Here is a 25,002-nt window from a genome sequence, read left to right on the forward strand (position 1 = left end):
ACGTTGACTCAGGGCGCTCGAAGAATGAACGACCGAGAGGTGGGCGAGTTGTCGAAACTCCGCGCGGACGCGCAGGCCGCCTTGGCCGGAGTGCTGACCGACGGGATGACCATCGCCGTCGGCGGGTTCGGCCTGTGCGGCATCCCGAACGACCTCATCGAGGTGGTGCGGGACTCCGGGGTCACCGGGCTGACGATCGTGTCCAACAACATGGGCGTCGACGGCAAGGGGCTCGGCCTGCTGCTGGAGAACCGCCAGGTGACCAAGGTGATCGCCTCCTACGTCGGCGAGAACAAGCTGTTCGCCCAGCAGTACCTGGACAAGGTGCTGGACGTGGAGTTCTCCCCACAGGGCACGCTCGCCGAGCGCATGCGGGCGGGTGGCGCCGGGATCGCCGCCTTCTACACCCGGTCCGGCGTGGGCACGCCCGTCGCCGAGGGCAAGCCGCACGCGGAGTTCGACGGGCACACCTACGTCCAGGAGCGCGCGATCGTCGCCGACCTGGCGCTGGTGCACGCCCACACCGCCGACGAGGCGGGCAACCTGACCTACCGGGCCACCGCGCGCAACTTCAACCCGCTGGTCGCCACGTGCGGCCGGGTGACGGTCGCGGAGGCCGAGCATGTGTCCCCCGGGTTCATCGACCCGGGCCTCGTCGCGACGCCCGGCATCTACGTGAACCACCTCGTGCGGGCGCGCGAGCGGGTCAAGGACATCGAGAAGCGCACGGTCCGCCCCCGCGAGACCGTCGGAGCCTAGGAGTAGCCGCATGCCCTGGACACGTGACGAGATGGCGGCGATCGCGGCCGCCGAGCTCAACGACGGCGACTACGTCAACCTCGGGATCGGCATCCCGACGCTGGTCGCCAACCACATCCCCGACGGCGTGCAGGTGACCCTGCAGAGCGAGAACGGCATCCTCGGTCTCGGCCCGTTCCCCTTCGAGGGCGAGGAGGACGCCGACGTCATCAACGCGGGCAAGCAGACGGTGACCGTGGTCCCCGGCGCCAGCTACTTCGACTCGGCGACGTCGTTCGGGATGATCCGCGGCGGGCACATCGACATCGCCATCCTCGGCGCGCTGCAGGTGACCGCGAAGGGCGACCTGGCGAACTGGACCATCCCCGGCGCGCTGGTGAAGGGCATGGGCGGGGCGATGGACCTCGTGGTCGGCGCCCGCCGGATCGTGGTGCTCACCGACCACGTCGCCAAGGACGGCAGCCCGAAGATCGTCGGCGACTGCACGCTGCCGCTGACCGGTGCGGGCGTGGTGAACCGGATCATCACCGACCTCGCCGTGATCGACGTGACGCCGGACGGCCTGCGGCTGGTGGATCTCGCACCCGGCGTCGGCGAGGACGAGGTCCGCGCGAAGACCGGTGCCCCGCTGGAGCTGCCCGCCGCGGTCGGCTGAGCCCGGGCACGAAATGAGGACCCACCCCGCCGCCACTCGGGGTGGGTCCTCTTTCGTAGAGGTCAGGCGCGGGCCCCGGCGGCCGGCGAGTCCACTCCGGTGCCCGAGCGCGGCCTGTCGGGTCGTGTTCACGGCCGTGCGCACCGGCCGGCCCGGTGAACGGCGCGAAGGCGGTGGCCCTTGCCCGATCGGATCACTCAGTCGCCGGTTCGCCGGCCACCTCCGGACGGGTCCTGGCCTTCGCGCGGGCCCTGGCGATCCTCACTCGGACGAGCAGGAAGACGGTCACCACGACCCCGAGAACGATCAGCAGCCGGTTGACGTCGACCGCGGGCACCCACGTCACCGCACGGTCCCGGATCAGGTACGCGCCCACCGGACGGGCGGCGGCGCCGAACCCGCCACCCTCGCCCTGCCCACCCTTCTCGTCGACGCCCTGCCCGGCCCCGCCGCCGCCCAGCACGGCGGCGGCCGGGATCACGGTGACGCCGTCGCGCTCGATCGGCTCGCCGTAGACGCGGCCGACGGTGATGGTGTCGCGGGCCCTCGTCAGCAACTCCTCGACCTTCATCGGTTCTCCCCTCCAGCGTCCGCGCGGACCGGCGGTGGTCCCCGGCATCCAGCATGGACGCCGAGAGGCCGGCCGGCGAAGGGTCGTTGGTCCTCACTCGGTGAGGTCGAGGAAGGCCCACTTCGCGTTCGGAGCCAGGCCGGCCAGCCATCTGCCGCAGTTCTGCAGCACCACCGGGCCGGAGGTGACGTGCTGGGTACCGGCGTGCAGGTCGCGGAAGTAGCGCTGCAGGTCGCCCCGGCGCAGCGCGGCCGTCGCCGCCCACTTGTGTACCGTCTGCCCCACCGCGTGCACCGACCACGTCGTGTTGTTGAGCATCAGCCGGGTCAGCGTCTCCTGCTCCGTGTCGAGCAGGTCACCGGCGGCCAGGGTGGCCTCGTTGCACTCCCACACCTCCATCGCCCACGCCCCCGCGGCCCGCAGCTTCGCCTCCGCCTGCGCGTACTCGGCGTGGAACTGTCCCGTGTCGACGGACGCGCCCGGAGTGCCGGTCTTCTTGTCCACCAGCGCTTTCAGCTCGTCGAGCATCCGCCGGCCGACGCCGAGCGCCCACCCGGTGTGGCAGACCCCGGACATGTTGGCCAGTCCCATCCGGTAGATCGCGCCACCGTGGCGCGCGGCCATCGTGGTGACCTCGTAGACGTGCGTCTCCGGCACGAACACGTCCTCGCAGACGTAGTCGATGCTGTTGGTCGCGCGCAGCCCCAGCACGTCCCAGTTGTCCACCAGCGTGGCCTGCTCCTTGGGCAGTGTGAACACGAGCGGCGTGCCGGTGCGCTCACACAGCGCGGCCGTGTGGATGTGGGTGGCCATCGAAATGCCCGACGCGAAGCTCCAGTGCCCGCTGACGCGGTAGCCGCCTTCGACCGGCACGGCCTTACCGAGCCGCGTGCCCTGCCCGGCGACGAGCGCGTAGCGGTCGCCCGCGACGTCGGGGAACAGGTCGGCCGCGGCCTCGTCGCCGAGGTAGGCGGCCGTGGTACCGGTGACCATCTGCAGCGCCATGAACGACCAGCCCGCCGAAGCGTCCGCCTCCGTGATCCGCGCGATCGTGTCGATCACCTGCCGCGGCGAGAACTCGTAGCCGCCGAGCTCGGCCGGGATGCCGACCTTCAGCGCGCCGCTGCCGCGCAGTGCCTCGGCGACCTCGTCGGTCAGGCGGCCCAGTTCCTCGCCCTTCTCGGCGCCCGCGCGCAGCACCGGCGCGATGTCGTCCAGGCGGCGCATCATCTCGTCGTAGGAGTCGCTGACGTGCAGTTGGGAGCCCATTCGCCTTCCTTCGCCTCAGTGCCGGCTCAATGTGAGTCGATCCAGTCGATGACCGGTCGCACCGTCTCGTCGGAGTTCGCCTCGAAGATCAGCCCGTGGCCGTTGCCCTTGATGCCGTGCGCGGGCAGGTGGAGGTGCTCGGCCCGCGCGCCCGCGGCGGCGAGGAACTCGGCCACCTTCGGCGCGAAGGCGGCGAACGCCGACGCGCCGCCACTGACCACGGCCACCGGTTTGCCCGCGAGCGCGGGCATGCGCAGTTCCTGCGCCGCGCGGGCCTCTCCGGGGCTCGCCACCGGTGGGTCGTAGCGGATCGGTGCCGCCGTGAGTCCCCAGTCGAGCGAGCCGAGCCCGGGGAACTCCGCGAAGGCCGGGCCGATCGGCTCCACCGCGACGATCGCGGTCACGTGCCCTGGCCGGGCGTCGGCGGCCAGCCAGCCGACGGGGCCACCGGCCGAATGGGTTACCAGCACGGCCTCGCCGGTGAGGTCCAGCAGCCGAGCGAGACGGTCCGCGTCCATGCGCTGCGACTCGGCGAGGTCGGCCGGCAGCGGACCCATCGGGCTCACCAGCTGGTCGAGGTCCGCCGAGCCGAGCTCACGGTCGTAGGTCCACTGCACCTGCTCGCCGCGCGTCTCGTCCGGCAGGAAAAGCGCCCGTGCCGCCTCGTAGGGGAACGGCGCGCCCATCGGTCCGACGACGTCCGGGTGGTACGGCGAGCGGCCGTGACCGCACCGGTCGACCACGTACACGGCGAAACCGGCCTCCACGAACCGGGTCGCCCAACCCGGGCGCCCGTCCGGGGTACCCGTCCAGTCGGTGCCCTGGCCGCCACCGCCGTGGACGAGCACGAGCGGACGCGGGCGGGTCACCTCTGGCGGCGCCTCCCACTGCACGAACATCGGGGCCCGCGCGACTGTGCCACCCAGCGTCTCCAACCGCTCGCCCGGAATCCAGAACTGGCCCCGGCGCACCGTGATCTCGTACCCGCCCCGCACGTGTGGTGCGACCATTCCCGGCCTCCCAGGCTAGATCGAGATCGGTTCGAGCCTACGGAAGATCTCGTCCCTGCGGTGCTCGAACCGCTCGGGAAGCTGGAACCGTGTGCCCAGCTCCCTCGGCGACTCGTCACACGTCCAGCCGCCCTCGGGGTGGGTGACGGCCAGCTCGAACAACGCACCACCCGGCGTGCGGACGTAGACGCTCTTGAAGTACTTGCGGTCCTTCAGCTCGGAGATGTCGGTGTAGCCCCGGCCCTCGATCTCGAACTTCACCGCGTCCTGGTTCTCCAGATTCGCGACGTTCCAGGCGAAGTGGTGATAGGTACCGGCGCCGTAGCCCCACGTGCCCTGCTCGTCGGTCCGGTTGACCGTCAGCTCCAGGTGATTGCCGTGCTTCCGCTCGCCGATCCGCAGGCTCACCCGGTCGCCTTCCTCGACCAGACCCTCCCGCGCGAAGAACGACTCCTCGGCGAACTCCACCATCCGGTCCGGCGTCGCGACGTGGACGCCGACGCCGTGGATGCCATGGATCGCGTGCTCCGGCGGGACGCCGTAGCCCGGATGGCCGACCCGCTCGTCGCCGGTGTTGCCGACGAACACGTACTCGATTCCGCAGGGATGCCGGAAAGCCAGCCGCCGGTCGCCGAAGGGCTCGATGTTCTCCACCTCGATGTCGTGCTCGGTGAGCCGCCGGTGCCAGTAGTCGAGCGAGCCGTTGGGCACGGACAGCAGCACCTCGCGCGCCTGGTTGGTGCCGCGTGTGCCGTAGAACCCGGCCTGTGCCCACGGAAACGTCGTCACGACGCTGGACGGGTCGCCGGCCGCGTTCGAGTAGTAGAGGTGGTAGATCGGCAGGGACCCGTCGAAGAGCACGGTGCGCTTGATGAGCCGCATGCCGAGCACCTTGACGTGGAAGTCCACGTCCTCCTGTGCGCCACCGACCGACAGCGTCACGTGGTGTGAACCTTCGACGAACGCCATGACGACCTCCACGGTGAGGGATCGAGCGGTGTGCCCGACGCTAGGAGGCCGCCGCCTCCGCGTCATGAGCCGCAGGCGCACGGCAGTGTCGAATCCGCGCACTCCTGGTAGCCTCCGGCGTTGGACCGAGGGCCCGCCGAGCCCCTGGAGACGACGATGACGTCACGCGCAGACCAGGCAGACCAGGCAGAGCACCCGGTGCTGACCGCGGACCTCGTTCCCCGGCCGAGGGGTCCGAGGGTCGAGTTCGGCACCTGGACCCACGCCGTTGAGCGCAGCGTGCTGCGGTTCCGCTTCGACTGCGAACGCCCCGGCGCGTTCACCGGTGTCGTCAGCAACCGCCCGCTCGCGGACGTGAACTTCGTCGACATGGAATGCGGCAGGCACGCCGCCCACCGCGACGCCACGACGATCTCGGAGGGCGAGCCACCGTACTGCGTGCTCACCCTGCAGCTCTCCGGCGAGCTTCGCCTGGCACAGGACGACCGGGTCGCCGTGCTGAAGCCGGGCCTGTTCGCGATCTACGACTCCGCCAAGCCCGCCACGCTGATCTCCAGCGACGACTACCGCTCGACGTGCATCCGGTTTCCCCGGCGCTACCTCGGCGGCAGGCACGACGATCCGCTCGCCGGCATCACGGCCACCGCGTTCGACTGCGCACCGGGCCTGCCCTCGGCGGTGTGGGACATGCTGCTGAGCCTCAACCGCAACGTGGAGACGCTCGGCCCGAACGGGCCGCACGCGGTGCGCTCCGTGCTGGACCTCGTCGCGGTCATGCTGCGGGCCGAGCGGGGCGAGCGCGCAGCGGGGCCCGCCGACCCGAGGGAGGCGTTGCTGGAACGCGTGCGCGCCTACGTGGACGAGCACCTCTCCGATCCGGAGCTCGGGCCGGCCGGTATCGCCGCCGCGCACTACGTGTCCCCGAGGAGCTTGCACAACCTGTTCGCCCGCACGGGCTTCACGGTCGCGTCGTGGATCAGGGCGCGCCGGGTGGAGCGCTGCATGCGCGATCTCGCCGACCCGCTGCTGCGGGAGGTGCCGGTAGCCGCGCTCGCGGCCCGGTGGGGGTTCACGAGCGCGTCGCACTTCGGGCAGGTGTTCAAGCGGGAGACCGGCCGCACGCCCGCGGAGTTCCGGCAGGACTCACTCGGGTGAACGGACGGCCGTGACGTCGAGCGTCAGCGTCAGGCGCCGCCCGGTCATGCCCTTCATGGCGGTGATGCCGAACGCGTAGCGGTCGACCTCGGCGCTCGCCCGCAGGCGGATCCTGCCGCCCTCGGCCCGCAGCCGCTCCACCCGCACGTCGAGCGGGCGGGTCGTGCCCCGCACCGTCAGCTCGCCGTGCAGGATCCAGCCGCCGTCGCCGTGGTCCAGGCCGGTCGAGACGAACCCGATCCGCGGATGGTTCTCGGCGTTGAGGTACTGCGCGGAACGGACCGTGGTGTCCCTGGCGGCGTTTCGGGTGTCGACGCTCGCTGCCGGGATGGCCGCCCTCGCCGACGACTCGGTGACCGGCTCCGCCACCTCGATGTGCCCGTCGCCCAGCGCGAAGCTCCCGCGCACGGGCGCCAGCCCGAACAGGTGGCGGGTGACGAAGGTGATCGTGGAGTTCTCCGGGTCGATGCGGTAGCCGCCCTCGGCGGGGATCTCGACGGTGTCCGTGGTCGCGGCCGGGTCGCTCATGAGGTGGGTCCTTTCCCTGTGTCGGCCGGGCGCACGGCGGCGCCGGCGAGGTGCGGAATGCCGGCCCCCAGCGGACCTGGCACGACGAACCGGTGGACGTCGGCGAGCTCGAAACCGGCCCGCGCGATGGCGGACTCGGCGCACCGGTTCGGCCGGCATTTCCCGCCGAACCAGCGGCTGGCCCGCGCCAAGCCGTCCTGTCCCCGCCGCACCCAGGTGCCCTGGGGAGCGGCGACGTGCTCGGCGAGAACATACCGTCCGCCAGGGCGCAGCACCCGGCGGATCTCCGTGAGTGCCGCCGTGACGTCGTCCACGGAGCAGAGCACGAACGTCGCCACGACGGCGTCGACGCTGTGGCCGGGCAGGTCGAGCCGCTCGGCCCGGCCGTCCAGTACCTCGCCGGTGCCGCCGAGCCGGGCGATCGCCCTGCCGAGCCGCCCCCGGCTCCGCGGGTCGGGCTCCACGCCGATCCAGGTGACGCCGGGCGCGTAGTGGGGCAGGTTCACTCCGGTGCCGGGGCCCAGTTCGAGCACCGTGCCGCGCAGCGGGGCGAGCAGTGCGGCCAGCAGCGAGGCGGGCTGGAAGCTCGTGGTCATGGCGCCCAGCGTCGCCGCACGGGGCCGTCGCGTGCATCGGCCACCGGGAGCGCGGGCGCTCTCCGGAGGCCGGGTGCGGTTTCGACTTTGGTCGGTGTGCCGACCGCCGGGCCGACCGTAGGCTCGGCCTCGTGCCTGGTGAGCTGTTCTGCGCGACCCGCACCGCGCTGCCCGTCGTGGTGGTCGGGGCGGGCGGGGCCGCGACCACGTGGGGGGAGTTCGCGGCGGGCACACGCGGCTGGCCGCTCGCGATCGACCTCGCGGTCGTGGTGGCCGGCTGCTGCCTGGTGCCGGTGCTGCTGCGCAGGCCCGCGGCCACGACGCTGGTGATCACGGCGCTCGCGCTGAGCTCGCCCGCCGGCACCCCGGCGGCGAGCGTGGGCGTGCTGCACACCGCGCGCACCCGGCCGTTCCCCGTGGCGGTGGGGGTCGCCGCGGTGAGCGTTGCCGCGCACCTGCTGCGCTGGCTGTGGCGACCGCTGGGAGGGCTGTCCTTCTGGTGGTGGCTGGCGCTGGTGGTGGTCGCGCACACCGCCCTGCTCGGCTGGGGGGCGCTGGCCGAGGCCCGCAGGGCGCTCATCGCGTCGCTGCGGGAACGCGCCCAGCGCGCGGAGGCCGAGCAGGGCAGGCGGGTCGCCGAGGCGCGGGCGGCCGAACGCACCCGTATCGCGAGGGAGATGCACGACGTGCTCGCCCACCGCCTTTCGCTGCTGGCCACCTACGCGGGTGCGCTGGAGTACCGGCCCGGAATGCCGGCCGAACGCGTGTCCGAGGCGGCGGGCGTGATCCGCAGGACGGTGCACCAGGCGTTGGACGAGCTGCGGGACGTGATCGCGCTGTTGCGCGACGACCCCGTGAGCGAGGGCACCGACCGTCCCATGCCGGCGCTGGCGGACCTGCCGGAGCTGGTCGCGGAGTCCCGCTCCGCCGGAACGGTGGTCGACGTGCGCGACGGGCTCACCGATACCGCCGCGCTGCCCGGCACCACCGGGCGTACCGCGTACCGCGTGCTGCAGGAGGCACTGACCAACGCGCGCAAGCACGCGCCCGGCCAGCCGGTGAGCATCGCGCTCGACGGCACGCCGGGCACGCGGCTGGTGATCACGGTGTCCAACCCGCTCGCCGACCGGGCCGCGGTGTCCTCCGTCCCCGGCGCCGGGACCGGGCTGGTCGGGCTCACCGAACGTGTGCGGCTGGCCGGGGGCAGGCTCGACCACCGGGCGACGGCCCGCGAGTTCCGGCTGCACGCCTGGCTACCGTGGCCGGCATGACGGAACCGGTCAGGGTGCTCATCGTCGACGACGACGCGCTGGTGCGCGCGGGACTGACGCTGATGCTCGACGGCGCCGACGGAATCGCCGTGGTCGGCGAGGCCGACGACGGCGACCGGGTGCCCGCGGCGCTCGACACGCGCGTCACCGACGTGGTGCTCATGGACGTGCGGATGCCGAGGGTGAACGGGATCGCCGCGACCCGCCGGGTACGCGCCAGGCGGAACCCGCCGGAGGTGATCGTGCTGACCACGTTCGACACCGACGAGAACGTGCTGCGCGCCCTGCGGGCCGGGGCGAGCGGGTTCCTGCTCAAGGACTCGCCGCCGGCCGAGATCGCCGAAGCCGTGCGCACGGTGGCCGCCGGTGACCCGATCCTCTCCCCCGGCATCACGCGCAGGCTGATGGACCGCGCCGCCACCGACGCCACGGCCTACGACCGCGCCCGCACGGCACTCGCCGCGCTCAGCACCCGCGAGCATGAGGTCGCCGTGGCACTCGGCAAGGGCAAGTCCAACGCCGAGATCGCCGGGGAGCTGTTCGTCAGCGTCGCGACGGTCAAGGCGCACATCACCCGCATCCTCACCAAGCTCGGGCTCGGCAACCGCACCCAGGTGGCGCTGCTCGTGCACGACGCCGGGCTCTGCTGAGCGGCTCCGCGCGAGCCCGCCGCCCGGATTCGCCCCACGCGGCCGCCGGCCACGGCGCGATGCGGAATCGGCGCAACGCCGGAGGCGCCGGGGTTCACCGGCGACCTTTCCCGCGCCGTTTCCCGCCCGCACTGGCTCGCTCCGGCTCGCGAGTTCGGCGCTCATCGGGCTCATCGCCTACGGGCGCAGGGCGCGCGACCACGTCGATCGGGGCGAGCCCGTGCCCGCACAGCCGCGGGAGCGGACGGCGACCGTGGTGGTGACGCCTCAGTCCGACGGCTCGCCGCGGACCCCCTCGCCGGCGGGCCCGGGCGCTCGTGACCCGCCCGCGTGGTCAGGCCGGGGTCAGCACCTCGGACCGCTCGGCGCCCTTGGCCACGAGCGCCCGGTAGCGGGCGACGTGGCGAGCCGCGCCGAACCCGGCGACCCCGACGAGCCGGTCGCCCGCGAAGTAGCCGGCCACGGTGCCGCGCACGTCCCCGCCCGCGAGTCCGTCGCCCTGCAGGGCCACGACGTTGTCGGCGAGCTCGGGCCTGCCGATGACCTGGATCTTCATGCCGAACTGGTCCGACCACACGTACGGCACGCTCGCCGGCGGCGGCGGGGCGCCTGCGATGTCCCTCGCCACGACGGCGGCCTGGTCGACGGCGTTGGTCCAGTGCTCGCAGCGCGACCGCGCGCCGCGAGCGGGGTCCGCCCACGCGGCGACGTCGCCGACCGCCCACACTCCCGGCGCGCCGACCACCCGGCCGCGCTCGTCGCAGGCCAGACCGGCGCTGACGTCCAGTTCCCGCCCCGCCGCGGTGCCGCCCAGCCAGTCGAGCATCGGCGCCGCGCCGACGCCGACCAGCACGACGTCGGCCGTCAGGCGTTCCCCTCCCGCCAGCTCCACGGTGCGGGCGTCCACGAAGCGTTCCAGCCGGGCACCGAACCGCAGGTCGACCCCGGCCTCGGTGAGCAGCCTGCCGCACAGCACGCCGACCTCCGGGCCGAGGGCACGCTCGCACGGCACCGGCAGCGCCTCCAGCACGGTGACGTGCAGGCCCTGGTCGCGGGCACCGCTGGCCACCTCGGCGCCGATGAAGCCCGCGCCGACGACGAGCAGCGACCGCGCGTCCTTGAGTGCCGCCTGCAGGGCGAGCGAGTCGTCGAGGGTCCGCAGCGTGTGCACGCCGTCGGGCTGACCAGGCAGCTTCCGTGCCCGCGCCCCGGTGGCGATCACCACCGCGTCGGCGTTCAGCAGCGTGCCGTCGGCGAGTTCCACCGCGCCGTCGTGCACGCCCACCGCGGCGACCCCGAAACGGGTCCGCACCCTGAGTTCCGCGAGCGCGTCCTCGTCGCGCAGCACGACCTTCTCGGCGGGCCAGGCTCCCGTGAGCACCTGCTTCGACAGTGGCGGGCGGTCATAGGGCGCGTGCGGTTCCGCGCCGACCAGGCTGATCTCGCCGTCGTACCCGGCGCCTCGCAGCTGCTCGGCCGTGCGCACACCACCGAGCCCGGCTCCGATCACCACGACGTGCTCGGGCTGACTCACCACTGGGCCTCTCCTCGCGTCGCTCGACAACGGTCGATCCTGTCACGAAGCGCCGCACCGGGTACGCGACGTAGAACACACCGCCACGAGGTCGTGCGCAGGCTACCCGCCGTCCGAGGCGCTGACCGGCGACGGCGGCGGGCGCCGCGGACCGCCGCCGGTTCTCGGGCTTGTGCGCCTCCACCGTGACGACGTCACTGAGCTTCAGCGGCCCCTCGGGAGTGGGCGAAGCAGATCGGCTCGCTCACGGCGGGACTCACGTCGCCGCTCCCCGGTGAGATGGCCGTGATACGTCATCGTGCCTCCCTCCACGCGCCCTGCTCCAGGCATCCGTTTTGGAAGGGCCAGGGCCGGCCGCGTCGCGGCAGCCTCAGTTCGGATCCGGAAGCTCCATCACCCGGGTGTTCTGGAAGGACTGCTGCAGCCAACGGCCGTGGCGTTTCACCATGACGTTCGTGTTGCGGGACAACGAGTCCTCACGGCACTCGGTGCCCTTCGGCTCGAGCTGGCAGCCGGTGCGCACGATGATCGCGAGATCCGGCCGGGCGAACCGGACGTGCTCGTCCACAGTGCGCAGTCGCGTGTGGTCGATGTAGTGCTCGAAGTAGAACCGCATGCCCTCCTCGATGCCGTCTCGGGTGCGCAGGTGGTCGCCGTTGAAGGTCACCACGTCGCCGTCGGCGGTGAAGGTCGCCGCGAACGCGGCGCTGTCCTCGCGGTACCACGCATCCGCCTGCTGGTCGCGGATGCGGTCGAACGCGGCCAGCGCACGCTCCCGCTCCCCGCCGGAAGCCGGCGTCGTGGTGCCCGGCTCCGCTCCGGCGAGCAGTGCCGAGCCGCCGACGATCGCGGCCGCGACAGCGGCCACGGCCATACCTCTCGTCATTGCCTTGCGTCCCAAGGGTTTCTCCCATCCACTCCGGCCGGTGCACCTCACCGGCACGGGAGAAACCTAGAAGCGCGAAGGCGAACGCGTCCTCAGCCCCCGGTTGCGTCCTGCGCCGCGGCTCCTACCGCTGAGGTAGTGCCTCGACGACCGCGTGTACGGGCCTGCGGGGTGTGGCGGCGCCGGGAAAACCGTAGCCAAGGCGCAGCACCGCCTGCGGGTGCTCGTGCTCACCGAGCATCGCCTTGAGCACGGCGCGCCCCGCGGGCACCTCGACCGGCTGAGCCAGGAACGAGGCGCTCAGGCCGTGGGCCGTCGCCGTCAGCAGCACCCGCTGCATCGCCTGCCCCGCGCGCAGCCGCGCCAGGCGGGTGTCGCCGGGTGCCTGCAGCACCGCGACGAGCGGGTCCCGCTCGAACCGGCGCTCCACCGCCGAGTCACGCTCGCCGTAGTCGCGCAACGCCAGCACGCCGCCGTCCAGCGCCCTCGGCCCGCCCGCCGTCCTCGGCACGCCGTCCACGGCGGCGCCATCGCGCGTCCACGCGGCGAGCTCGGCGCGGAACGCCGGGTCCTCGAACTGCAGGTGTTCGGAACGCCGCAACAGCGCCGCGAAGGCCTCCAGCTGCCCCGGCTGGTCCAGTAGCACGAGCCGGGCGCCCTCCGCGACGGCGGCCCGGCGCAGCGCGTGCCGCAGGTGCAGTGGCACCCGGCGGTCGAGGAACGGCCTGCGGTTGGTGTGGCGGCGCGGGATCGCCGCGGCGAGCCGGGTGTCCTCGGGTCCCGGCCTGCGCACCCGGCCGGGCCGGATGGTGGCGAGCAGCAGCGGCTGTTCCCGGTCGGGCAACAGCTCCACGAGCGGAGTCCGCCCGGCGTCGGCGATGCTGAGCCGCATGTTGAGGATCGCCGCGCCGCACGCGAGCAGGGCCTCCCTGGCGTCGGGATCGCACACGGGCAGGACGCGGCCGGGGTCGAGCCAGACATCGATCCGTCCGGCGTGGACCCGGAACCGCCAGGGCTGGGTGTTGTGCGGCGAGGGTGCCCGGACGGCCGCCGCGAGTGCCGCCTCGACGCCGGGTGTGGTGGGGCTCGCCGGGACGGTCGTGCTCATCGGTTCTCCCCGGTGGCAGGCGGGCGCACCACCGCGACGGGGCACGACGCGTGCGTCACCAGTGCCCGGCTCGTGGAACCGAGCAGCAGCCCCCGGAATCCCCCTCTGCCCCTGCTGCCGACGACGACCAGCTGCGCGCGCTCGCTGTGCTCCAGCAGCGTGCGCGCCGCGCGACCGCGCGCGACCACCGCCTCCACAGGAACCTCCGGGTAGTCCTCACGCACGGCGTCGACCTGCGCCTCCAGCAGCGCGCGCTCCTCGGCGTCGATGTCGTCCGGGTTCACCGAGAGCGGGTACATGCGCAGGGTGGCCTCGAGCATCACGTCGTTCCAGGTGCGCACCGCCACCAGCGGCAGGCCGCGCGCCGAGGCCTCGGCGAAGGCGAACTCGATCGCGGCGACGCTCGCCGGGGAGCCGTCGAGCCCCACGACGACCGGTCCCTCGGCCGGCGCCACGCCCTCGGCGCCGCGGCCGCGCACCACCACGACCGGGCAGCTCCCGTGCGCGGCCAGGGCCACGGCCGTCGAGCCGACGAGCAGGCCGCTGAAGCCGCCGAGCCCTCGTGAGCCGAGGACCACGACGCGGGCGGTCCTGGACTCGCCGAGCAGGGTCACGGTCGGGTCCGCCTCGACGAGCACGGTCTCCACGTCGATGCCGGGCGCGGCCTTCTCGGCGGCCTCCCTCGCCTCCCGCAGGCGGTCCTCGCCCTGGGCGCGCAGGCCCTCCCGCAACTCGCCCACCGAGGTCAGGAACGCCGGGTAGCCGTGCTCGGGTACCGCGTACGCGCTCACGAGCCGGAGCTTCTCGCGGCGTGGTGCCGCCTCGGTGGCGGCCCAGGCCACCGCGTGCAGAGCTGAAGTGGACCCGTCGACGCCCGCGACGATCGTGTTCATGTGCTCCCCGGCTTTCCGTGAAGGGACTGTGCCCTCATCGTGACCGGAGCGAGGGGCCGCACGCGTGGGCCGAAAGCCCCTGCTTCGAGTGACCTCGGGCCCGCCCGCGAGTCGTGCGTTCGGGCGCGCCTGAACGCACGACTCGCGGGCGGGGCCCGTCAGGGCTCGGTCACGAAGGTGACGTAGCTCGACGAGCTGCCGGAGGTCGCCCCGTTGGGACCGAGTGCGATCCGGCCCGCGGGCAGCTCGGCCCGGTGCACCACGAGACGGGAGCCGCCCGGGTCGTCGGTGCCGACGGTGAGGCCGGTGCGCTCAAAGCCCAGCTCGGCCAGCCAGTCCGGCCACCAGTCGGCACGCTCCGGGGCGCCCCGCTCGTCGAAGGCCACGTACACGGTCGCGTCGCGGCGCAGGTCCAGGACGAGGTAGTCGGCGAAGGCGTCGTTGTCCCACTGCCCGGTGCCTGCCGAGAAGTCGTCGGCCAGGAGCACCTGCCCGCCGGGATCGGTGACGCGCACGTCGTCGAACTCCGCCGTCTCGTTGGCCGCCTCCCGGAAGCCCACGGTACCGGCCGCGAACGTGCCGTCCTCCCGCTCGTCCACCAGCTGCCCGTCGACGAACGTGCGGATGAGCGACCCGCGCAGCTCCATCCTGACCCGGTAGTCGCGTCCGGCGACGACGTCGAGCGGGATGGTTCCGGCGAGACGAGTGAACGTGCCGTCCCGCAGGAGGTGAGGGGTCAGCCCGGTGCCGGGGTACAGCTGCCACATGTACCCGTTGCGCCGGTCGGGCGCACGGAACACCCAGCCCGCGCCGCGCGTGGTGGGCCGCACCGTCAGCTCCACGTCGTAGTCGGTCCACTCCTGGCCCGTCTTGGCCAGGGTGACGTCGCCCCCCGCCACGCGCGCCCGTCCGTCCACAACGGACATCGGTCCCGGCTGGATCCGCTTGTCGTCGTTGGCTCCGGGCACGAGCACGGCACCGGTCAGCTCGTCCGGCAGCTCGGTGAGTGCCCAGTTGCGGTCGACGTAGGGCCGCACGCCTGCGCCCGCGATGGTCAGCGCGGTCAGCTTCTCGGGCTTGACCACGCGTACCAGGTCGCTCAGCAGGATCGAGTCGGCGGGCTGGTAGGTCACGTGTCCCGCCGTGACGTCCGCGGTGAGCCGGTAGTGCGCGGGCGGCGCGCCCTCCGGCGGGGTCACGGTGAACGTCATCGTCCTCGTCTCCCCCGGCCGCAGCGGCGGCTGGTGCGCACGGGCGGGCTCGACGCTCCAGCCGTCGGGCGCGGTGAGCCGCACGCGGGTCGGCGGCGCGACGTGCCTGCCGGGGTTGGTGATGGTCACCGTCGCCGGGATCGGCTCGCCGGGCTCGGGCTGGCCGGGCAGGTCCAGCCCGGTGTGCAGCGGCGCCTCAAGGCCGGGCGTGGCGATCTTGAACGTGTAGGCGTAGCGGCTCTTGGTCGCCGACTCGCCCCGCTCCGGCATCGTGATCCGCACGCGGCCGTCCGCCCGCTGCCACGCCAGGCTCTCGCCGTCGGAGCCGAGGAGCGTGACCTGGCTCGACGCCGCCAGTGGCAGATCGCCGGAGAGCGTGAGCTCCTCGCCCGGCCACGCGAACGCGGTGACGTAGAGGTTGCCGTCCCGCTCGGTGTAGCGCACCGGCACGTTGCTGTGCTCGTCCTCCGCGTGCGCCCAGTACGTGCTGCCGTAGATGGCCTCGCCGTTGATCTTCAGCCACGCGCCCAGCTCGCGGACACGCTCGGCCTGGATCTCCGGGATGGAGCCGTCGGCCTTCGGGCCGATGTTGAGCAGCAGGTTGCCGTTCTTGCTGACGATGTCGACGAAGCTCTCCACCAGGTCCTCGGAGCTGAGGTAGTCCTCGGGCGCCTCCTCGGCGTTGTAGCCGAAGGAGTGGCCGATACCCCGGGTCGCCTCCCACTTGGCCGGTTCGATGTCGGCCTGGGTCTCGTACTCGGGAGTGGTGAAGTCGGCGTGCTCGTTGCCGCAGCGGTCGTTGACCGTGACGTCCTTCGGCTGGGGCCGGTTCGCCGCCTGGTCGAAGTAATGATCGACGAACGCCTCGCTGTTGTTCGGCACGTGGATGCCGATGTCGCACCACATGATGTCGGGGTCGAACTTCTCCACCAGCTCCATCATCTGCGGGTACTGGTGGTCCATGACGTCGTCGTCCACCGGGGTGTAGCCGGTGTAGGGCACGGGCTCGCCCGTGTACGGGTTCGCCGGCCCCTCCTCGAGGCTGTGGCCGCGCGGCGGCACCCAGCCGCCCTTCGGGTGGTACCACTCGGCGAGGGAGTAGTAGAGCCCCTTCTTGAGCGGGTACTTCTCCGCGGCGGTGAACAGTTCGGAGACGAGGTCGCGGCGCGGGCCGAGCTCCACGGTGTCGCGACCGGTGGTCTCCGAGTCCCACAGGGCGACACCGTCGTGGTGTTTGGAGGTGAGGACGAAGTACTTCGCGCCGCCGTCCACGAAGAGGTCCAGCCATTCCTCGGGGTCGAAGCGGTCCGGCTTCCACTGCTCGATGAACCGGTCGTACGGGAAGTCCGTGCCGTACTTCGCGGCGTGGTGCTCGTACGTCGCGCTGCCGGGGTGGTTCATCTCGTACCAGTACCACTCGGCGTAGCGGAAGGAGCCGTCGCGAGCGCCGCCGGTCTTGGGCGCATAGGCGGGCACGGAGTACGGGCCCCAGTGAACGAAAAAGCCGAGCTTGGCGTCGTTGAACCACCCCGGCGCCTCGTGCGGCGCGGGCTCCGGTTCGGCCGGCTGGGCTCGAGCCACCGGCCCCACCGGCCCCGGGGCAACGGCGACCATGACCGTGGCCAGAATTCCCGCGAGCGCCGCCCTGCTGGTCCTCATACGAGCCTCCCAGAGATCGGATCTCTAGCGAGACTAAGGACTCACCCAGACCGGATCAACGCAAGAACTTGGCCGAAACCGGACAATCGGGCGCCTCGATTCATCCAATGAATCGGCGGCCATGTGGACGGCCATGTGACCGCGGGCTCCTCGCCCGAGCCGGGGGCCGGGCAGCATGGCGACCGGGCCCGGTCGCTCCCCCGCCGGCGACCTGCGGAGCAGCCCCTCGCCGCCGAGGCTCGCCGTCGCCTCCGGCCCGTCGGCGCCCTCCTGGTCAGCACCGCCCGATGGCTGGTGACGCCGCCCGCCGCGTCACGGGTGACCGAGCCGCGGCGGAGGCTCTGTGACCGGTGGGCGACGCTCGCGCTCCGGTACGGCCGACATCCGCAGGCACCGCTCGAACTGGTCGATGTGGACGGTCGGGTCCGGCAAGCTCGCCATGGGCGGCGGCCGGGAAGCGCGTGGACAGCGCGTTCGTGTGCCCGTTCGCCTCCTACCACCTGCCGCACCGCGACGACCCGCGCGCCGACCTCGACCGGGCGAGCTACGGGGTGGTGAAGGTGCTCACCGGCGCCGACCGGGACGTGCCGTGGGAGCCCGAGGCCGCGTTCACGGCACTGGCTGAGTACTACGGCCGGACGGCGTGACGTCCTTGACATAGCGGTGCGCGGGCACCGGGATGGGCCCCGCCTCGCTCGCGGCGGCGTAGTCGAACGGTCCCTCGTCGCGCCAGCCGCCGCGCTCGTAGAACCGGCGCGCCCTGGTGTTGCCGCCGACCACCGCGAGCCACGCGCACTCGTGCCCGCCCTCGGCGACCAGCCGTTCGGCCTCGGCGAGCAACGCCGCCGCGACGGCGCTGCCCCGGTGCTCCCTGGAGACGTACACCTGCTCGACCTCGTCCTCCACCACCATCACGAAACCGGCGACCGCGCCGCCTACCGTGGCGACGGTGGTGTCGGCGATGCGCTGCGCCGCGCGGGCCGTGAACGACTCCTCGGTGCGGATGGCGAGCAGCTCGGCGGGGACGTTGCCGAGGTGGCCGTCCTGCCAGCCGAGGTACCAGATCCGCGCCACGGCAGCCGTGTCCTCCGGCGTAGCGGGGCGCAGCGTCACGACGTTCTCGGCAGGCATCCGCCCAGTCTAGGCACGGGATCCGAGTGCGGCGCGCACCTCGGCGGCGAAGTCGTAGCCGGGCCGCCAGCCCTCGCCACCCGGCGCCAGGATCACGCGCTCGGCGCCGGCCTCGGCGTAGGCGGCCAGCCGTTCGGCGGCCTTCGCGGGCGAGCCGTCGAGCGCCGGGGCGACCACCGTCGCGCGCGGCACGGGCCTGCCGTGCCCGGCGGCGAGGTCACCGAGCGCCTGGAGCCCGGCCGCGACGTCCTCGGGAGAGGAGCCGATGGAGATCCAGCCGTCACCGAACTGGGCGGCGCGGAGCCATGCCCGCTCGCCGTTGCCGCCCACGAGCACCGGCGGCATCGCCGAGCCGGGCGCCAGCGCCACCTCGAGGCCGTCGTCGAGCACGGCCCGCCGCCCGGTGACCAGTGCGGGCAGCACACGCAGCGCTTCGTCGGTGCGACGGCCCCTTCCGGAGAACGACGTGCCCGCGGCCCGCCACCCGGCGTCGCCGTGCGCTGGGTTGCCGGTGCCGACGCCGACCGCGAGCCGGCCGGCCGACACGAGTTGCAGGGCGCTGATCTGCTTGGCCGCCACGGCGACCCGCCGCAGGGCCAGCAGCAGCACGCCGTAGCCGATCGTGATCCGCTCGGTCACGGCGGCGGCGGTGGCGAGTGCCACCGTGCTGTCGAGAATCGGGCCGCTCGCGACGAGGTGGTCGGTCGCCCACAGCGAGTCGAGCCCCGCCTCCTCGGCGAACCGTGCGCTCGCGCGGATCTCCCCGGGAGCCTGGCTCGGCAGGAACACACCGATCTTCATGCTTGATCGCAACCGCGGAAGCCCGAGCCGTGTTCCCGGCCTTCTACGATGGCCGGGTGGCACCTTCCCTGAGCCCGCTCGAGGACCAGAACCTGCGCCTGCTGCGGGCCAAGGACGCGATCGACCGCGACTACGCCCGCCCGCTCGACGTTCCGGCGCTGGCGCGGATCGCGCTGATGTCGCCGTCGCACTTCACTCGCTCCTTCCGCGGCACCTTCGGCGAGACGCCGCACCAGTACCTGCGACGCAGGCGGATCGAACGCGCGATGGCCCTGCTGCGGGCGCACTCGGCGACGGTCACCGACGTGGCCGCGAAGGTGGGCTTCGAAAGCCTCGGAACGTTCAGCCGGACGTTCCGCGCCATCACCGGCACGTCCCCCAGCGAGTACCGGGCGAGCGCGCGGCCGCTCGCCGTTCCGGTGTGCTTCGTGAAGGCGTGGACCAGACCGAGTCGTTTCGGATAAGCCGCCGGGCGCCTCCACCGCATACGGTTCGGGTCATGTTCACGCGTATCAGCATTCACTCCGTGCCCGTGCTCGACCAGCAGGAGGCGCTCGACTTCTACGTCGGCAAGCTCGGCTTCGAGGTGTCGTCGGACGTCGACCTCGGCTTCATGCGCTGGCTGACCGTCGCGCTGCCGTCCGACCCCGATCGCCAGCTGCTGCTGGAGGTGCCGGGGCCGCCCGCGCTGAGCGAGGAGGTCGCCGCCCAGGTCCGCGACCTGGTCACCAAGGGCGCGCTGGGCACGGCCGCGATCCTCAACACCGACGACTGCCAGCAGACCTACGAGACCCTCCGCGCCCGCGGTGTCGAGTTCACCGAGGAGCCCACGAAACAGCCCTACGGCATCGACTGCGCGCTGCGCGACCCCTTCGGCAACCACATCCGCATCACGCAGCTCGCCGAGGGCCCGGTCGAGATCACCGACGCCGACATCGCCCGCTGGCAGGGCGAGTAGCCGGGTACGAGGGGTGCCGGACCCCGGCCCGGCACCCCTCGCCCTCAGCCCACCGCGAGCCGCGGCCAGCCCGCGGTGTCGCGCAACAGTTGCCGGTCGTGCGTCGCGAGCACCACCGCAGCGCCCGTGGCTCCGAGTGCCTGGGTCAGCTCGTCCACGAGCGCCATGGACAGGTGGTTCGTCGGCTCGTCGAGCAGCACGACGTGCGGGCGCGCCGCCAGCAGTGTCGCGAGGTCGAGCCTGCGCTGCTGCCCGATCGACAGCTCGCCCACCGGCCGGTGCGCGGCCCAGGAGGGCAGCAGGCCCAGCTGCCCGAGCCCGACTCGCTCCGGCTCGGCGAGCCGTCCCTCGCTGACGAGCCTGCCGACGGCGGCCTCGTAGACCTCGAACGCGGGCCGCCGCGACGGGCGTGGCGACTCCTGTGCGAGCAGGCCGATCCTGGCTCCGCGCTTGCGCTGCACCGAGCCGGTGTCGGGTTCGAGCACTCCTCCGAGCACCGCGAGCAGCGTCGACTTGCCCGAGCCGTTCGGTCCGGTCACCACGAGCCGGTCGCCGGAGCGCAGGAGCACCGACCTCGGCTCCGTGAGCCGACCGCGCACGGTCACCTCGTCGGCCCGCAGGAGCGTGGCGCCCGGCAGGGTCGCCAGCTCCGGCAGGTGGAACCGCATCGGCGGCTTCGGCACGTCAACGACGTGGGCCTCCAGCTCCTCCTGCCTGCGGTGCACCGCCCGCACCAGTGCGGGTGCCCTCGTCGCGCGGGTGTGCTTGCCGGTGCCCTTCTCCGGACGCCAGCCCGTGGACAGCCGGTTCTGCGCCGCCGAGAGGTCCTGGGCGAGCCGCTGCCGCTCGTTCTGCTGGTCCCGGTAGGCGTTCTCCCACCGTTCCCGCTCGGCCCGCCGTCCCTCGCGGTATCCGGCGTACCCGCCACCGTAGACGCGGGGACGGCCGTCTGAGGTGGGGTCGAGGTCGAGCACCGTGGTGACCACATCGGACAGCAGCGCGCGGTCGTGACTGACGAGCACGACGCCGCCCGGGTGCTCCCGCAGCTTCGCCGTCAGGTGGTCGAGCCCACTCGCGTCGAGGTGGTTGGTCGGCTCGTCGAGCAGCAGCAGGTCGTGCCCGGCGCCGAGCAGGCACGCGAGGCGGATCCGGTACCGCTGCCCCACCGACAGCTCGGCGAGCGGTCGGCTCCGGTCGGCCACGGCGCCCAGCGCGGCGAGCGAGACGTCCACGCGGCGGTCGGCCTCCCACGCGTCGATCGCCTCGGCCGCCGCGAGCGCCTCGGCGTAGGTCTCGTCGGCGCCGGGAAGGTCCTCGGCGAGCGCGAGTGTGGCGGCCTCGAAGTCCCGCAGCACGGCGCGGACCTGGCTCAGCTCCACGTCGATGAGGTCGCCGACGGTGCGGTGGTCGCCCGCAGGCATCTCCTGGTCGGCGACGCCGAGGGTGCCGGCACGGTGCACGGAACCCGAGTCGGGCTCGAGCGTTCCCGCGAGGACCCGCAGAAGCGTGGTCTTGCCCCGGCCGTTCTCGCCGACGACGCCGAGGCGGTCGCCCGCCGACACGGTGACGTCCACTCCGGTCAGGACGGGCCTGCCGCCGCGCGCCAGCGTGACATCGGTGGCGTTGAGGTGGGCACGCGCCCGTGCGGGCAGCACGATGAGACTGGACATACTTCCTCCAGCTGGTCCGGACCTCGCACGGCTGGCGGAACGGTCCGGGAAGTTCGGGCGAACATGCGACATGCCCGGCTCTGCCCGGAGACGACACGGGCGGCCAGGTGCTCGACCGATCAGAGGAAGTACAGGTATTGCACGGGTCCACGGTAACAGACGAAGATCGCCGGCCGCTCGTGATTTCCGTCGCGGGCGGCTGCGACGATGGCGGCATGACCGACACCGGCCTCATCACGTCCCTGCGCGCGACCCGCTTCTTCCTCGACCACGCGGTGCCGCCGGAGGACATCGAGGCGATCGTGGACGTCGCACGCTGGACGGGATCGGCGCGCAACCGGCAGCCCTGGCGGTTCGTCGCGGTGAACGACCGGGGGGTACGGGCCGGGCTGGCCCGCCTGGGCCAGTACGCACAGGTGCTCGCGCACGCGCCGACCGTGCTGCTCCTGCTCTCCGGCCCGGACCGAAGCCAGGACACGGAGTTCGACCTCGGCCGGGTCTGCCAGTCGCTGCTGCTCGCCGCGCACGCGCGGTCGCTGGGCAGCTGCCCCGTCTCGCTCTACCCGGAGGACAACGCGTACGCCGCGGCACGGCTCGTCGGCCTGTGCGCGCCCTGGCGAGCGGACCACGCCATCGCGCTCGGCCGTCCCGCACCGGCGCCGCCGGGTCGTTCGGCGATCCCCACGGGCCGCAAGCCGGTGCGGGAGCTGCTGACCCACTTCCGGGCCTGAGCACTCTAGTCCACTCAGGACGGTCAGTCCGCGGCACCCGGCCGGTCGGCAAGGCCGAGCCGCAGGTGCTCGATGTGGTAAACGGCCTCGTCGAGCAGTTGCGCCACGTGGTTGTCGTAGAGGCTGTAGACGATGCTGCGGCCCGAGCGGGTGCCGCTGACCAGGCCGAGGTTGCGCAGCAGCCGCAGCTGGTGGGAGACGGCGGACTGCTCCATCCCGACCGCCTCGGCAAGCTCGGTGACGGGCAGGGGCCGCTGGCGCAGCTCGGTGAGAATCAGCAGCCTGCTCGGCGTCGCGAGCGCCTGCAGCGTGGTCGCGACGTGAGTGGCGGCGTCGGCGTCGAGCCGCGCGGCGGGCCGGGCCCTGCCCTCCACCCCGTGTCCCATGGCCGGAGTGTAGCGCAGGCTACCTGTATGAAGACGTCTTCATAGGTAGCCAGGGTGCCGGGCATCGCCGGTCAGGCGCGGCCGCGGCCGTGCCCGCCGCGGCCGCGGTGACCGGCACGGCTGCCGTCCTGCCGCCGTCCGGCACCCACGGTCCGCAGCGCAGCCGTCCCCGGGGACGACGGGTCCTTTTCGGACCCCGACCCGGGGAGACAGCTCCCCTCTTCGTTGTGGCACCGGACGATTCACCCGGACGCGGGCATGACGGCTCGGGCGGTGAGGTACTCGGCGGCCGCGATCGTGGCGGCGTACTGCGTGGCCACGAGCAGCCGGATCGGGATCACCTCGTAGCGCTCCACGGCCGCGTCCTCGGCGAGCCAGCGGTCGTACTGCGCCGCGACTCGCTCCCTCGCCTCCCGCACGGCGGCACGGACGTTGCCGACAGCCAGCTCGCCGTCGAGCGCCCGGAGCAGGATTCCGGCGTAACGCAGGCGGAAGCTGTGCACGTCGCCGGCGAGCGAGGCGACCTCGGCCACCGTCGCGCGCCGCCGTGCCTCCGCCGACTCGCTGCGCCCGCGCGCCGAGTCCGCCGCCCCGGAGAGGAAGTCCGTGAAGAACCGGCTCGCCCGCCAGTACGGCGAGTCGGGGACCATGAGGCTCCCCTCCACGTCGTCAAGCGTCTCCCGCAGCAAGGCGTGCAGTTCGCCGAGGTCCCGCGCCTTGGTGGCGAGCGCGCCTGCGTACGGCGTATCCGACGGTGTCTCGTCGGCCGTCGCCGGGTCCTTCCAGTGCGGCAGCTCGCTGATGAGCGTCAGCGCACCGTAGCGCTCGGCGTAGGACGCCGTGTTGTCACCCGAGCCGCCAGGCCACCGGCCACCATTCTCGACCAGCCGGTCGTAGGCGGGCCGGATCGACGAGCCGCGGAAGATGGCGTCGGAGAAGCGGACCATGTGGGGGCCCTCCGGCTCGCCGCGGTCCAGCGGCAACCCCAGCGTCTCCGGGATCGCCCGCAGCACGGGGTACAGCTCCGTCTCGGGCCGGTTGAGGTAGTAGTAGACGCCGCCGAGCTCGCTGTTGTGCAGCGAGCAGACCAGTGCCGGGCGCAGCTGGTCGATCAGTCGCATGAGCGCCTGGGTCTCCGGAAGCGCCGCGTCGAAGTAGGCGTCCTTGTAGTCGAGGGGGAAGGTCCACTCGACCTGGTCGCCGCCCGCGGGACGGTAGAAGTTGCGCGCGTAGTGCTCCCGGGTGAAGGGCCCGGCGAGCCAGCCCTCGTTGAGCCGCAGGCCGTCGGGGTCGATGCACGCGATGATCTCCCACCGGTGGCCCAGCCGCTCGCGCAGCCCGGCGTCGCCGCACAGCCGCTCGGCCAGGTGGAGAGCGGTCAGTCCGCCGATGGGCTCGTTGGGGTGCGGCAGCCCGAACACGAGCGCGACCGGCAGGTCCGCGTCGCCGTCGACGGACAGGCACAGCAACGGCTCACCCTGCCGCGACGTGCCCACCCGGCGCAGGCGGGTCATCTCCGGATAGGCCGAGGCCACGGCACGCAGCCGCCGGTGCAGCTCGTCGACCCCGGCGAACGCGCTGAACGGGGGAACCTCGTCGATCTCCTTGACCAGCCACTCGGACAGCACGGGTGGGTCCTCCCTCGGATTCGGTCGCGCCCGCGAGTCTCGTCCTGACCTGGCGCCCGGCCAAGGGGCTCGCGCCCCGGTTCACCGGCTTGGCCTCATCCGGGACGAGAGTGTGTCGAAACGCGCCCCTGGCGTTCGACGCGTAGGCAGGACAGCAGTCGCCAGGAAGGAACGATCCGATGACACGACAGACCGCGCAGATCCGGTTGTACATGGCCATGTCGCTGGACGGCTTCATCGCCGGACCGGACGACCGGCCCGGGCAGGAGCTCGGACAGGGCGGCGGGCGCCTGTTCAACTGGCTCGACCACCGGATGTCCGACGGACCGGACGGGCAGGTGTACGGCGAGGCCATGGCGACCGGTGCCGTGATCTCGGGCAGGCGCACCTTCGAGCTGGCGGGCCGCTGGCAGGGCGACCACCACGACGGCGTGCCGATCAACGTGCTGACCCACCACGTCGACGAGGGCGACGAGCCGCCGGGCAGCGCCCGGTTCTACACGGATGTCCTCGCGTGTGCCGCCGACGCCAGGGCCGCCGCGGGCGACCGTGCCGTGCTGGTGCACGGAGCGGGGGCGGCGCAGGCGCTGCTGGAGGCAGGCCAGCTCGACGAGCTGGAGATCCACCTCGTGCCCGTTCTGCTCGGCGCGGGCAGGCGACTGTTCGACGACCGGGACGGCGACCCCACCGAGCTGCGGCTCGTCCGGCGGCTCGACGGGCGCGACGCGACCCACCTGCGCTATCAGGTCCTGCGCTCCTAGGAACCGTCGGCTCACCGCGCGACGGCGGGAGCAACCTTCTCCCCGCCGTCGCGGGCTCGAGCAGGTCGGCCGGCAGGTGCTGCCTCGGTCAGGTGCGAGTCCGGACAGGCCGATCAGCAGCAGAACAGGGGCGCCGCGGCGGAGCCGGAGAGTCCCTCGGCGGTACCGAGGCGGGAACATGGCGATTCCAATGAAACGGGCGAACGGCGCAC

General features: G+C 72.9%; 26 protein-coding genes. 10 read left to right on the top strand and 16 right to left on the bottom strand.

Features of this window, described 5'->3' with window-relative positions; all coding sequences use genetic code 11:
• Window positions 1–24 precede the first annotated feature (24 nt).
• Together DI005_RS11985 and DI005_RS11990 are read left to right on the top strand one after the other, a co-directional pair.
• Window positions 25–759 carry a CoA transferase subunit A gene (locus DI005_RS11985; RefSeq protein ID WP_112269379.1) on the top strand — a complete coding sequence of 245 codons (735 nt, stop codon included), beginning with the start codon at window positions 25–27 and terminating at the stop codon, window positions 757–759.
• Between the two features lie 10 nt (window positions 760–769).
• Window positions 770–1,414: a CoA transferase subunit B gene (locus DI005_RS11990; protein ID WP_113642155.1), complete on the top strand. Its 645-nt coding sequence runs from the start codon at window positions 770–772 to the stop codon at window positions 1,412–1,414.
• A 193-nt stretch (window positions 1,415–1,607) separates the two neighbouring features.
• On the opposite strand, the gene DI005_RS11995 is transcribed toward DI005_RS11990, so the two are convergent.
• The 4 genes from DI005_RS11995 to DI005_RS12010 form a co-directional block, all read right to left on the bottom strand.
• Entirely contained in the window at window positions 1,608–1,985 is a 378-nt protein-coding gene (locus DI005_RS11995) for a sporulation protein (RefSeq protein WP_113642156.1), read from the bottom strand.
• A gap of 93 nt (window positions 1,986–2,078) precedes the next feature.
• The gene (locus DI005_RS12000) at window positions 2,079–3,254 is read right to left on the bottom strand and encodes an acyl-CoA dehydrogenase (protein WP_113642157.1); all 1,176 of its coding nucleotides are present in this window, start codon (window positions 3,252–3,254) and stop codon (window positions 2,079–2,081) included.
• A gap of 26 nt (window positions 3,255–3,280) precedes the next feature.
• Window positions 3,281–4,264 carry an alpha/beta fold hydrolase gene (locus DI005_RS12005; protein ID WP_233520101.1) on the bottom strand — a complete coding sequence of 328 codons (984 nt, stop codon included), beginning with the start codon at window positions 4,262–4,264 and terminating at the stop codon, window positions 3,281–3,283.
• Between the two features lie 15 nt (window positions 4,265–4,279).
• Complete coding sequence (locus tag DI005_RS12010; protein ID WP_112269371.1) at window positions 4,280–5,233, bottom strand: VOC family protein; 954 nt, start codon at window positions 5,231–5,233, stop codon at window positions 4,280–4,282.
• Between the two features lie 156 nt (window positions 5,234–5,389).
• Between DI005_RS12010 and DI005_RS12015 the strand changes: the two genes are divergently transcribed.
• Window positions 5,390–6,388 (top strand): helix-turn-helix domain-containing protein, encoded by a 999-nt coding sequence (locus tag DI005_RS12015; RefSeq protein WP_112269369.1) that lies wholly within the window; start codon window positions 5,390–5,392, stop codon window positions 6,386–6,388.
• Here DI005_RS12015 and DI005_RS12020 read toward each other — a convergent pair.
• The gene (locus DI005_RS12020; protein ID WP_113642158.1) at window positions 6,377–6,916 is read right to left on the bottom strand and encodes a YceI family protein; all 540 of its coding nucleotides are present in this window, start codon (window positions 6,914–6,916) and stop codon (window positions 6,377–6,379) included. The genes DI005_RS12015 and DI005_RS12020 overlap by 12 nt on opposite strands.
• Complete coding sequence (locus DI005_RS12025; RefSeq protein ID WP_113642159.1) at window positions 6,913–7,512, bottom strand: class I SAM-dependent methyltransferase; 600 nt, start codon at window positions 7,510–7,512, stop codon at window positions 6,913–6,915. Before DI005_RS12025 ends, DI005_RS12020 begins: the two co-directional genes overlap by 4 nt.
• Window positions 7,513–7,643: 131 nt before the next feature.
• Here DI005_RS12025 and DI005_RS12030 point away from each other — a divergent pair, with 131 nt between their 5' ends.
• On the top strand, window positions 7,644–8,783 hold the full coding sequence (locus DI005_RS12030) for a sensor histidine kinase (protein ID WP_113642160.1): 1,140 nt from the start codon (window positions 7,644–7,646) through the stop codon (window positions 8,781–8,783).
• On the top strand, window positions 8,780–9,433 hold the full coding sequence (locus DI005_RS12035; protein WP_113642233.1) for a response regulator transcription factor: 654 nt from the start codon (window positions 8,780–8,782) through the stop codon (window positions 9,431–9,433). Before DI005_RS12030 ends, DI005_RS12035 begins: the two co-directional genes overlap by 4 nt.
• Window positions 9,434–9,767: 334 nt before the next feature.
• Here DI005_RS12035 and DI005_RS12040 read toward each other — a convergent pair whose 3' ends face one another.
• From DI005_RS12040 to DI005_RS12060, 5 genes are all read right to left on the bottom strand, one after another.
• On the bottom strand, window positions 9,768–10,970 hold the full coding sequence (locus DI005_RS12040; RefSeq protein ID WP_233520102.1) for an NAD(P)/FAD-dependent oxidoreductase: 1,203 nt from the start codon (window positions 10,968–10,970) through the stop codon (window positions 9,768–9,770).
• A gap of 367 nt (window positions 10,971–11,337) precedes the next feature.
• Window positions 11,338–11,841 (bottom strand): SgcJ/EcaC family oxidoreductase, encoded by a 504-nt coding sequence (locus DI005_RS12045; RefSeq protein WP_113642161.1) that lies wholly within the window; start codon window positions 11,839–11,841, stop codon window positions 11,338–11,340.
• 136 nt (window positions 11,842–11,977) lie between these two features.
• The gene (locus DI005_RS12050; RefSeq protein ID WP_113642162.1) at window positions 11,978–12,961 is read right to left on the bottom strand and encodes a nitroreductase family protein; all 984 of its coding nucleotides are present in this window, start codon (window positions 12,959–12,961) and stop codon (window positions 11,978–11,980) included.
• Entirely contained in the window at window positions 12,958–13,854 is an 897-nt protein-coding gene (locus DI005_RS12055) for a universal stress protein (protein ID WP_112269357.1), read from the bottom strand. Before DI005_RS12055 ends, DI005_RS12050 begins: the two co-directional genes overlap by 4 nt.
• A 158-nt stretch (window positions 13,855–14,012) precedes the next feature.
• Window positions 14,013–16,724: an alpha-L-fucosidase gene (locus DI005_RS12060; protein WP_113642163.1), complete on the bottom strand. Its 2,712-nt coding sequence runs from the start codon at window positions 16,722–16,724 to the stop codon at window positions 14,013–14,015.
• 461 nt (window positions 16,725–17,185) lie between these two features.
• Here DI005_RS12060 and DI005_RS12065 point away from each other — a divergent pair, with 461 nt between their 5' ends.
• Complete coding sequence (locus DI005_RS12065) at window positions 17,186–17,371, top strand: hypothetical protein (RefSeq protein ID WP_112269355.1); 186 nt, start codon at window positions 17,186–17,188, stop codon at window positions 17,369–17,371.
• Here DI005_RS12065 and DI005_RS12070 read toward each other — a convergent pair.
• Together DI005_RS12070 and DI005_RS12075 are read right to left on the bottom strand one after the other, a co-directional pair.
• On the bottom strand, window positions 17,334–17,855 hold the full coding sequence (locus tag DI005_RS12070; RefSeq protein ID WP_112269353.1) for a GNAT family N-acetyltransferase: 522 nt from the start codon (window positions 17,853–17,855) through the stop codon (window positions 17,334–17,336). The two genes, DI005_RS12065 and DI005_RS12070, sit on opposite strands and share 38 nt — an antisense overlap.
• Before the next feature lie 9 nt (window positions 17,856–17,864).
• Window positions 17,865–18,656: an LLM class flavin-dependent oxidoreductase gene (locus DI005_RS12075; RefSeq protein WP_113642164.1), complete on the bottom strand. Its 792-nt coding sequence runs from the start codon at window positions 18,654–18,656 to the stop codon at window positions 17,865–17,867.
• Between the two features lie 56 nt (window positions 18,657–18,712).
• On the opposite strand from DI005_RS12075, the gene DI005_RS12080 reads away from it, so the two are divergent.
• Window positions 18,713–19,120, top strand: a complete 408-nt coding sequence (locus tag DI005_RS12080; RefSeq protein ID WP_228713741.1) for a helix-turn-helix domain-containing protein — start codon at window positions 18,713–18,715, stop codon at window positions 19,118–19,120.
• 35 nt (window positions 19,121–19,155) lie between these two features.
• On the top strand, window positions 19,156–19,614 hold the full coding sequence (locus DI005_RS12085; RefSeq protein ID WP_112269349.1) for a VOC family protein: 459 nt from the start codon (window positions 19,156–19,158) through the stop codon (window positions 19,612–19,614).
• A 44-nt stretch (window positions 19,615–19,658) separates the two neighbouring features.
• Here DI005_RS12085 and DI005_RS12090 read toward each other — a convergent pair whose 3' ends face one another.
• Window positions 19,659–21,284, bottom strand: coding sequence for an ABC-F family ATP-binding cassette domain-containing protein (locus DI005_RS12090; RefSeq protein ID WP_113642165.1), 1,626 nt, complete (start codon window positions 21,282–21,284; stop codon window positions 19,659–19,661).
• Window positions 21,285–21,499: 215 nt separating this feature from the next.
• Here DI005_RS12090 and DI005_RS12095 point away from each other — a divergent pair, with 215 nt between their 5' ends.
• Window positions 21,500–22,015 carry a nitroreductase family protein gene (locus tag DI005_RS12095; RefSeq protein ID WP_112269619.1) on the top strand — a complete coding sequence of 172 codons (516 nt, stop codon included), beginning with the start codon at window positions 21,500–21,502 and terminating at the stop codon, window positions 22,013–22,015.
• A 23-nt stretch (window positions 22,016–22,038) separates the two neighbouring features.
• Here the strand turns inward: DI005_RS12095 and DI005_RS12100 are convergent, their stop codons facing one another.
• Both DI005_RS12100 and DI005_RS12105 read right to left on the bottom strand, forming a co-directional pair.
• Window positions 22,039–22,401, bottom strand: a complete 363-nt coding sequence (locus DI005_RS12100) for a metalloregulator ArsR/SmtB family transcription factor (RefSeq protein ID WP_112269346.1) — start codon at window positions 22,399–22,401, stop codon at window positions 22,039–22,041.
• Window positions 22,402–22,643: 242 nt separating this feature from the next.
• On the bottom strand, window positions 22,644–24,029 hold the full coding sequence (locus DI005_RS12105) for a M14 family zinc carboxypeptidase (RefSeq protein ID WP_113642166.1): 1,386 nt from the start codon (window positions 24,027–24,029) through the stop codon (window positions 22,644–22,646).
• 179 nt (window positions 24,030–24,208) lie between these two features.
• Here DI005_RS12105 and DI005_RS12110 point away from each other — a divergent pair, with 179 nt between their 5' ends.
• A complete protein-coding gene (locus tag DI005_RS12110; protein ID WP_113642167.1) occupies window positions 24,209–24,790 on the top strand; it encodes a dihydrofolate reductase family protein in 582 nt (193 codons plus the stop codon).
• Window positions 24,791–25,002: the final 212 nt, after the last annotated feature.

The sequence above is a fragment of the Prauserella sp. PE36 genome (assembly GCF_003311655.1).
Lineage (GTDB): Bacteria > Actinomycetota > Actinomycetes > Mycobacteriales > Pseudonocardiaceae > Prauserella_A > Prauserella_A endophytica.

Coding starts and splice junctions, on each gene's coding strand:
- DI005_RS12070 (WP_112269353.1), bottom strand. CDS start 17,855: ATGCCTGCCGAGAACGTCGTGACGCTGCGCCCCGCTACGCCGGAGGAC.
- DI005_RS12035 (WP_113642233.1), top strand. CDS start 8,780: ATGACGGAACCGGTCAGGGTGCTCATCGTCGACGACGACGCGCTGGTG.
- DI005_RS12090 (WP_113642165.1), bottom strand. CDS start 21,284: ATGTCCAGTCTCATCGTGCTGCCCGCACGGGCGCGTGCCCACCTCAAC.
- DI005_RS12075 (WP_113642164.1), bottom strand. CDS start 18,656: ATGAAGATCGGTGTGTTCCTGCCGAGCCAGGCTCCCGGGGAGATCCGC.
- DI005_RS11995 (WP_113642156.1), bottom strand. CDS start 1,985: ATGAAGGTCGAGGAGTTGCTGACGAGGGCCCGCGACACCATCACCGTC.
- DI005_RS12055 (WP_112269357.1), bottom strand. CDS start 13,854: ATGAACACGATCGTCGCGGGCGTCGACGGGTCCACTTCAGCTCTGCAC.
- DI005_RS12010 (WP_112269371.1), bottom strand. CDS start 5,233: ATGGCGTTCGTCGAAGGTTCACACCACGTGACGCTGTCGGTCGGTGGC.
- DI005_RS12050 (WP_113642162.1), bottom strand. CDS start 12,961: ATGAGCACGACCGTCCCGGCGAGCCCCACCACACCCGGCGTCGAGGCG.
- DI005_RS12015 (WP_112269369.1), top strand. CDS start 5,390: ATGACGTCACGCGCAGACCAGGCAGACCAGGCAGAGCACCCGGTGCTG.
- DI005_RS11985 (WP_112269379.1), top strand. CDS start 25: ATGAACGACCGAGAGGTGGGCGAGTTGTCGAAACTCCGCGCGGACGCG.
- DI005_RS11990 (WP_113642155.1), top strand. CDS start 770: ATGCCCTGGACACGTGACGAGATGGCGGCGATCGCGGCCGCCGAGCTC.
- DI005_RS12045 (WP_113642161.1), bottom strand. CDS start 11,841: ATGGCCGTGGCCGCTGTCGCGGCCGCGATCGTCGGCGGCTCGGCACTG.
- DI005_RS12095 (WP_112269619.1), top strand. CDS start 21,500: ATGACCGACACCGGCCTCATCACGTCCCTGCGCGCGACCCGCTTCTTC.
- DI005_RS12085 (WP_112269349.1), top strand. CDS start 19,156: ATGTTCACGCGTATCAGCATTCACTCCGTGCCCGTGCTCGACCAGCAG.
- DI005_RS12110 (WP_113642167.1), top strand. CDS start 24,209: ATGACACGACAGACCGCGCAGATCCGGTTGTACATGGCCATGTCGCTG.
- DI005_RS12000 (WP_113642157.1), bottom strand. CDS start 3,254: ATGGGCTCCCAACTGCACGTCAGCGACTCCTACGACGAGATGATGCGC.
- DI005_RS12005 (WP_233520101.1), bottom strand. CDS start 4,264: ATGGTCGCACCACACGTGCGGGGCGGGTACGAGATCACGGTGCGCCGG.
- DI005_RS12020 (WP_113642158.1), bottom strand. CDS start 6,916: ATGAGCGACCCGGCCGCGACCACGGACACCGTCGAGATCCCCGCCGAG.
- DI005_RS12060 (WP_113642163.1), bottom strand. CDS start 16,724: ATGAGGACCAGCAGGGCGGCGCTCGCGGGAATTCTGGCCACGGTCATG.
- DI005_RS12025 (WP_113642159.1), bottom strand. CDS start 7,512: ATGACCACGAGCTTCCAGCCCGCCTCGCTGCTGGCCGCACTGCTCGCC.
- DI005_RS12100 (WP_112269346.1), bottom strand. CDS start 22,401: ATGGGACACGGGGTGGAGGGCAGGGCCCGGCCCGCCGCGCGGCTCGAC.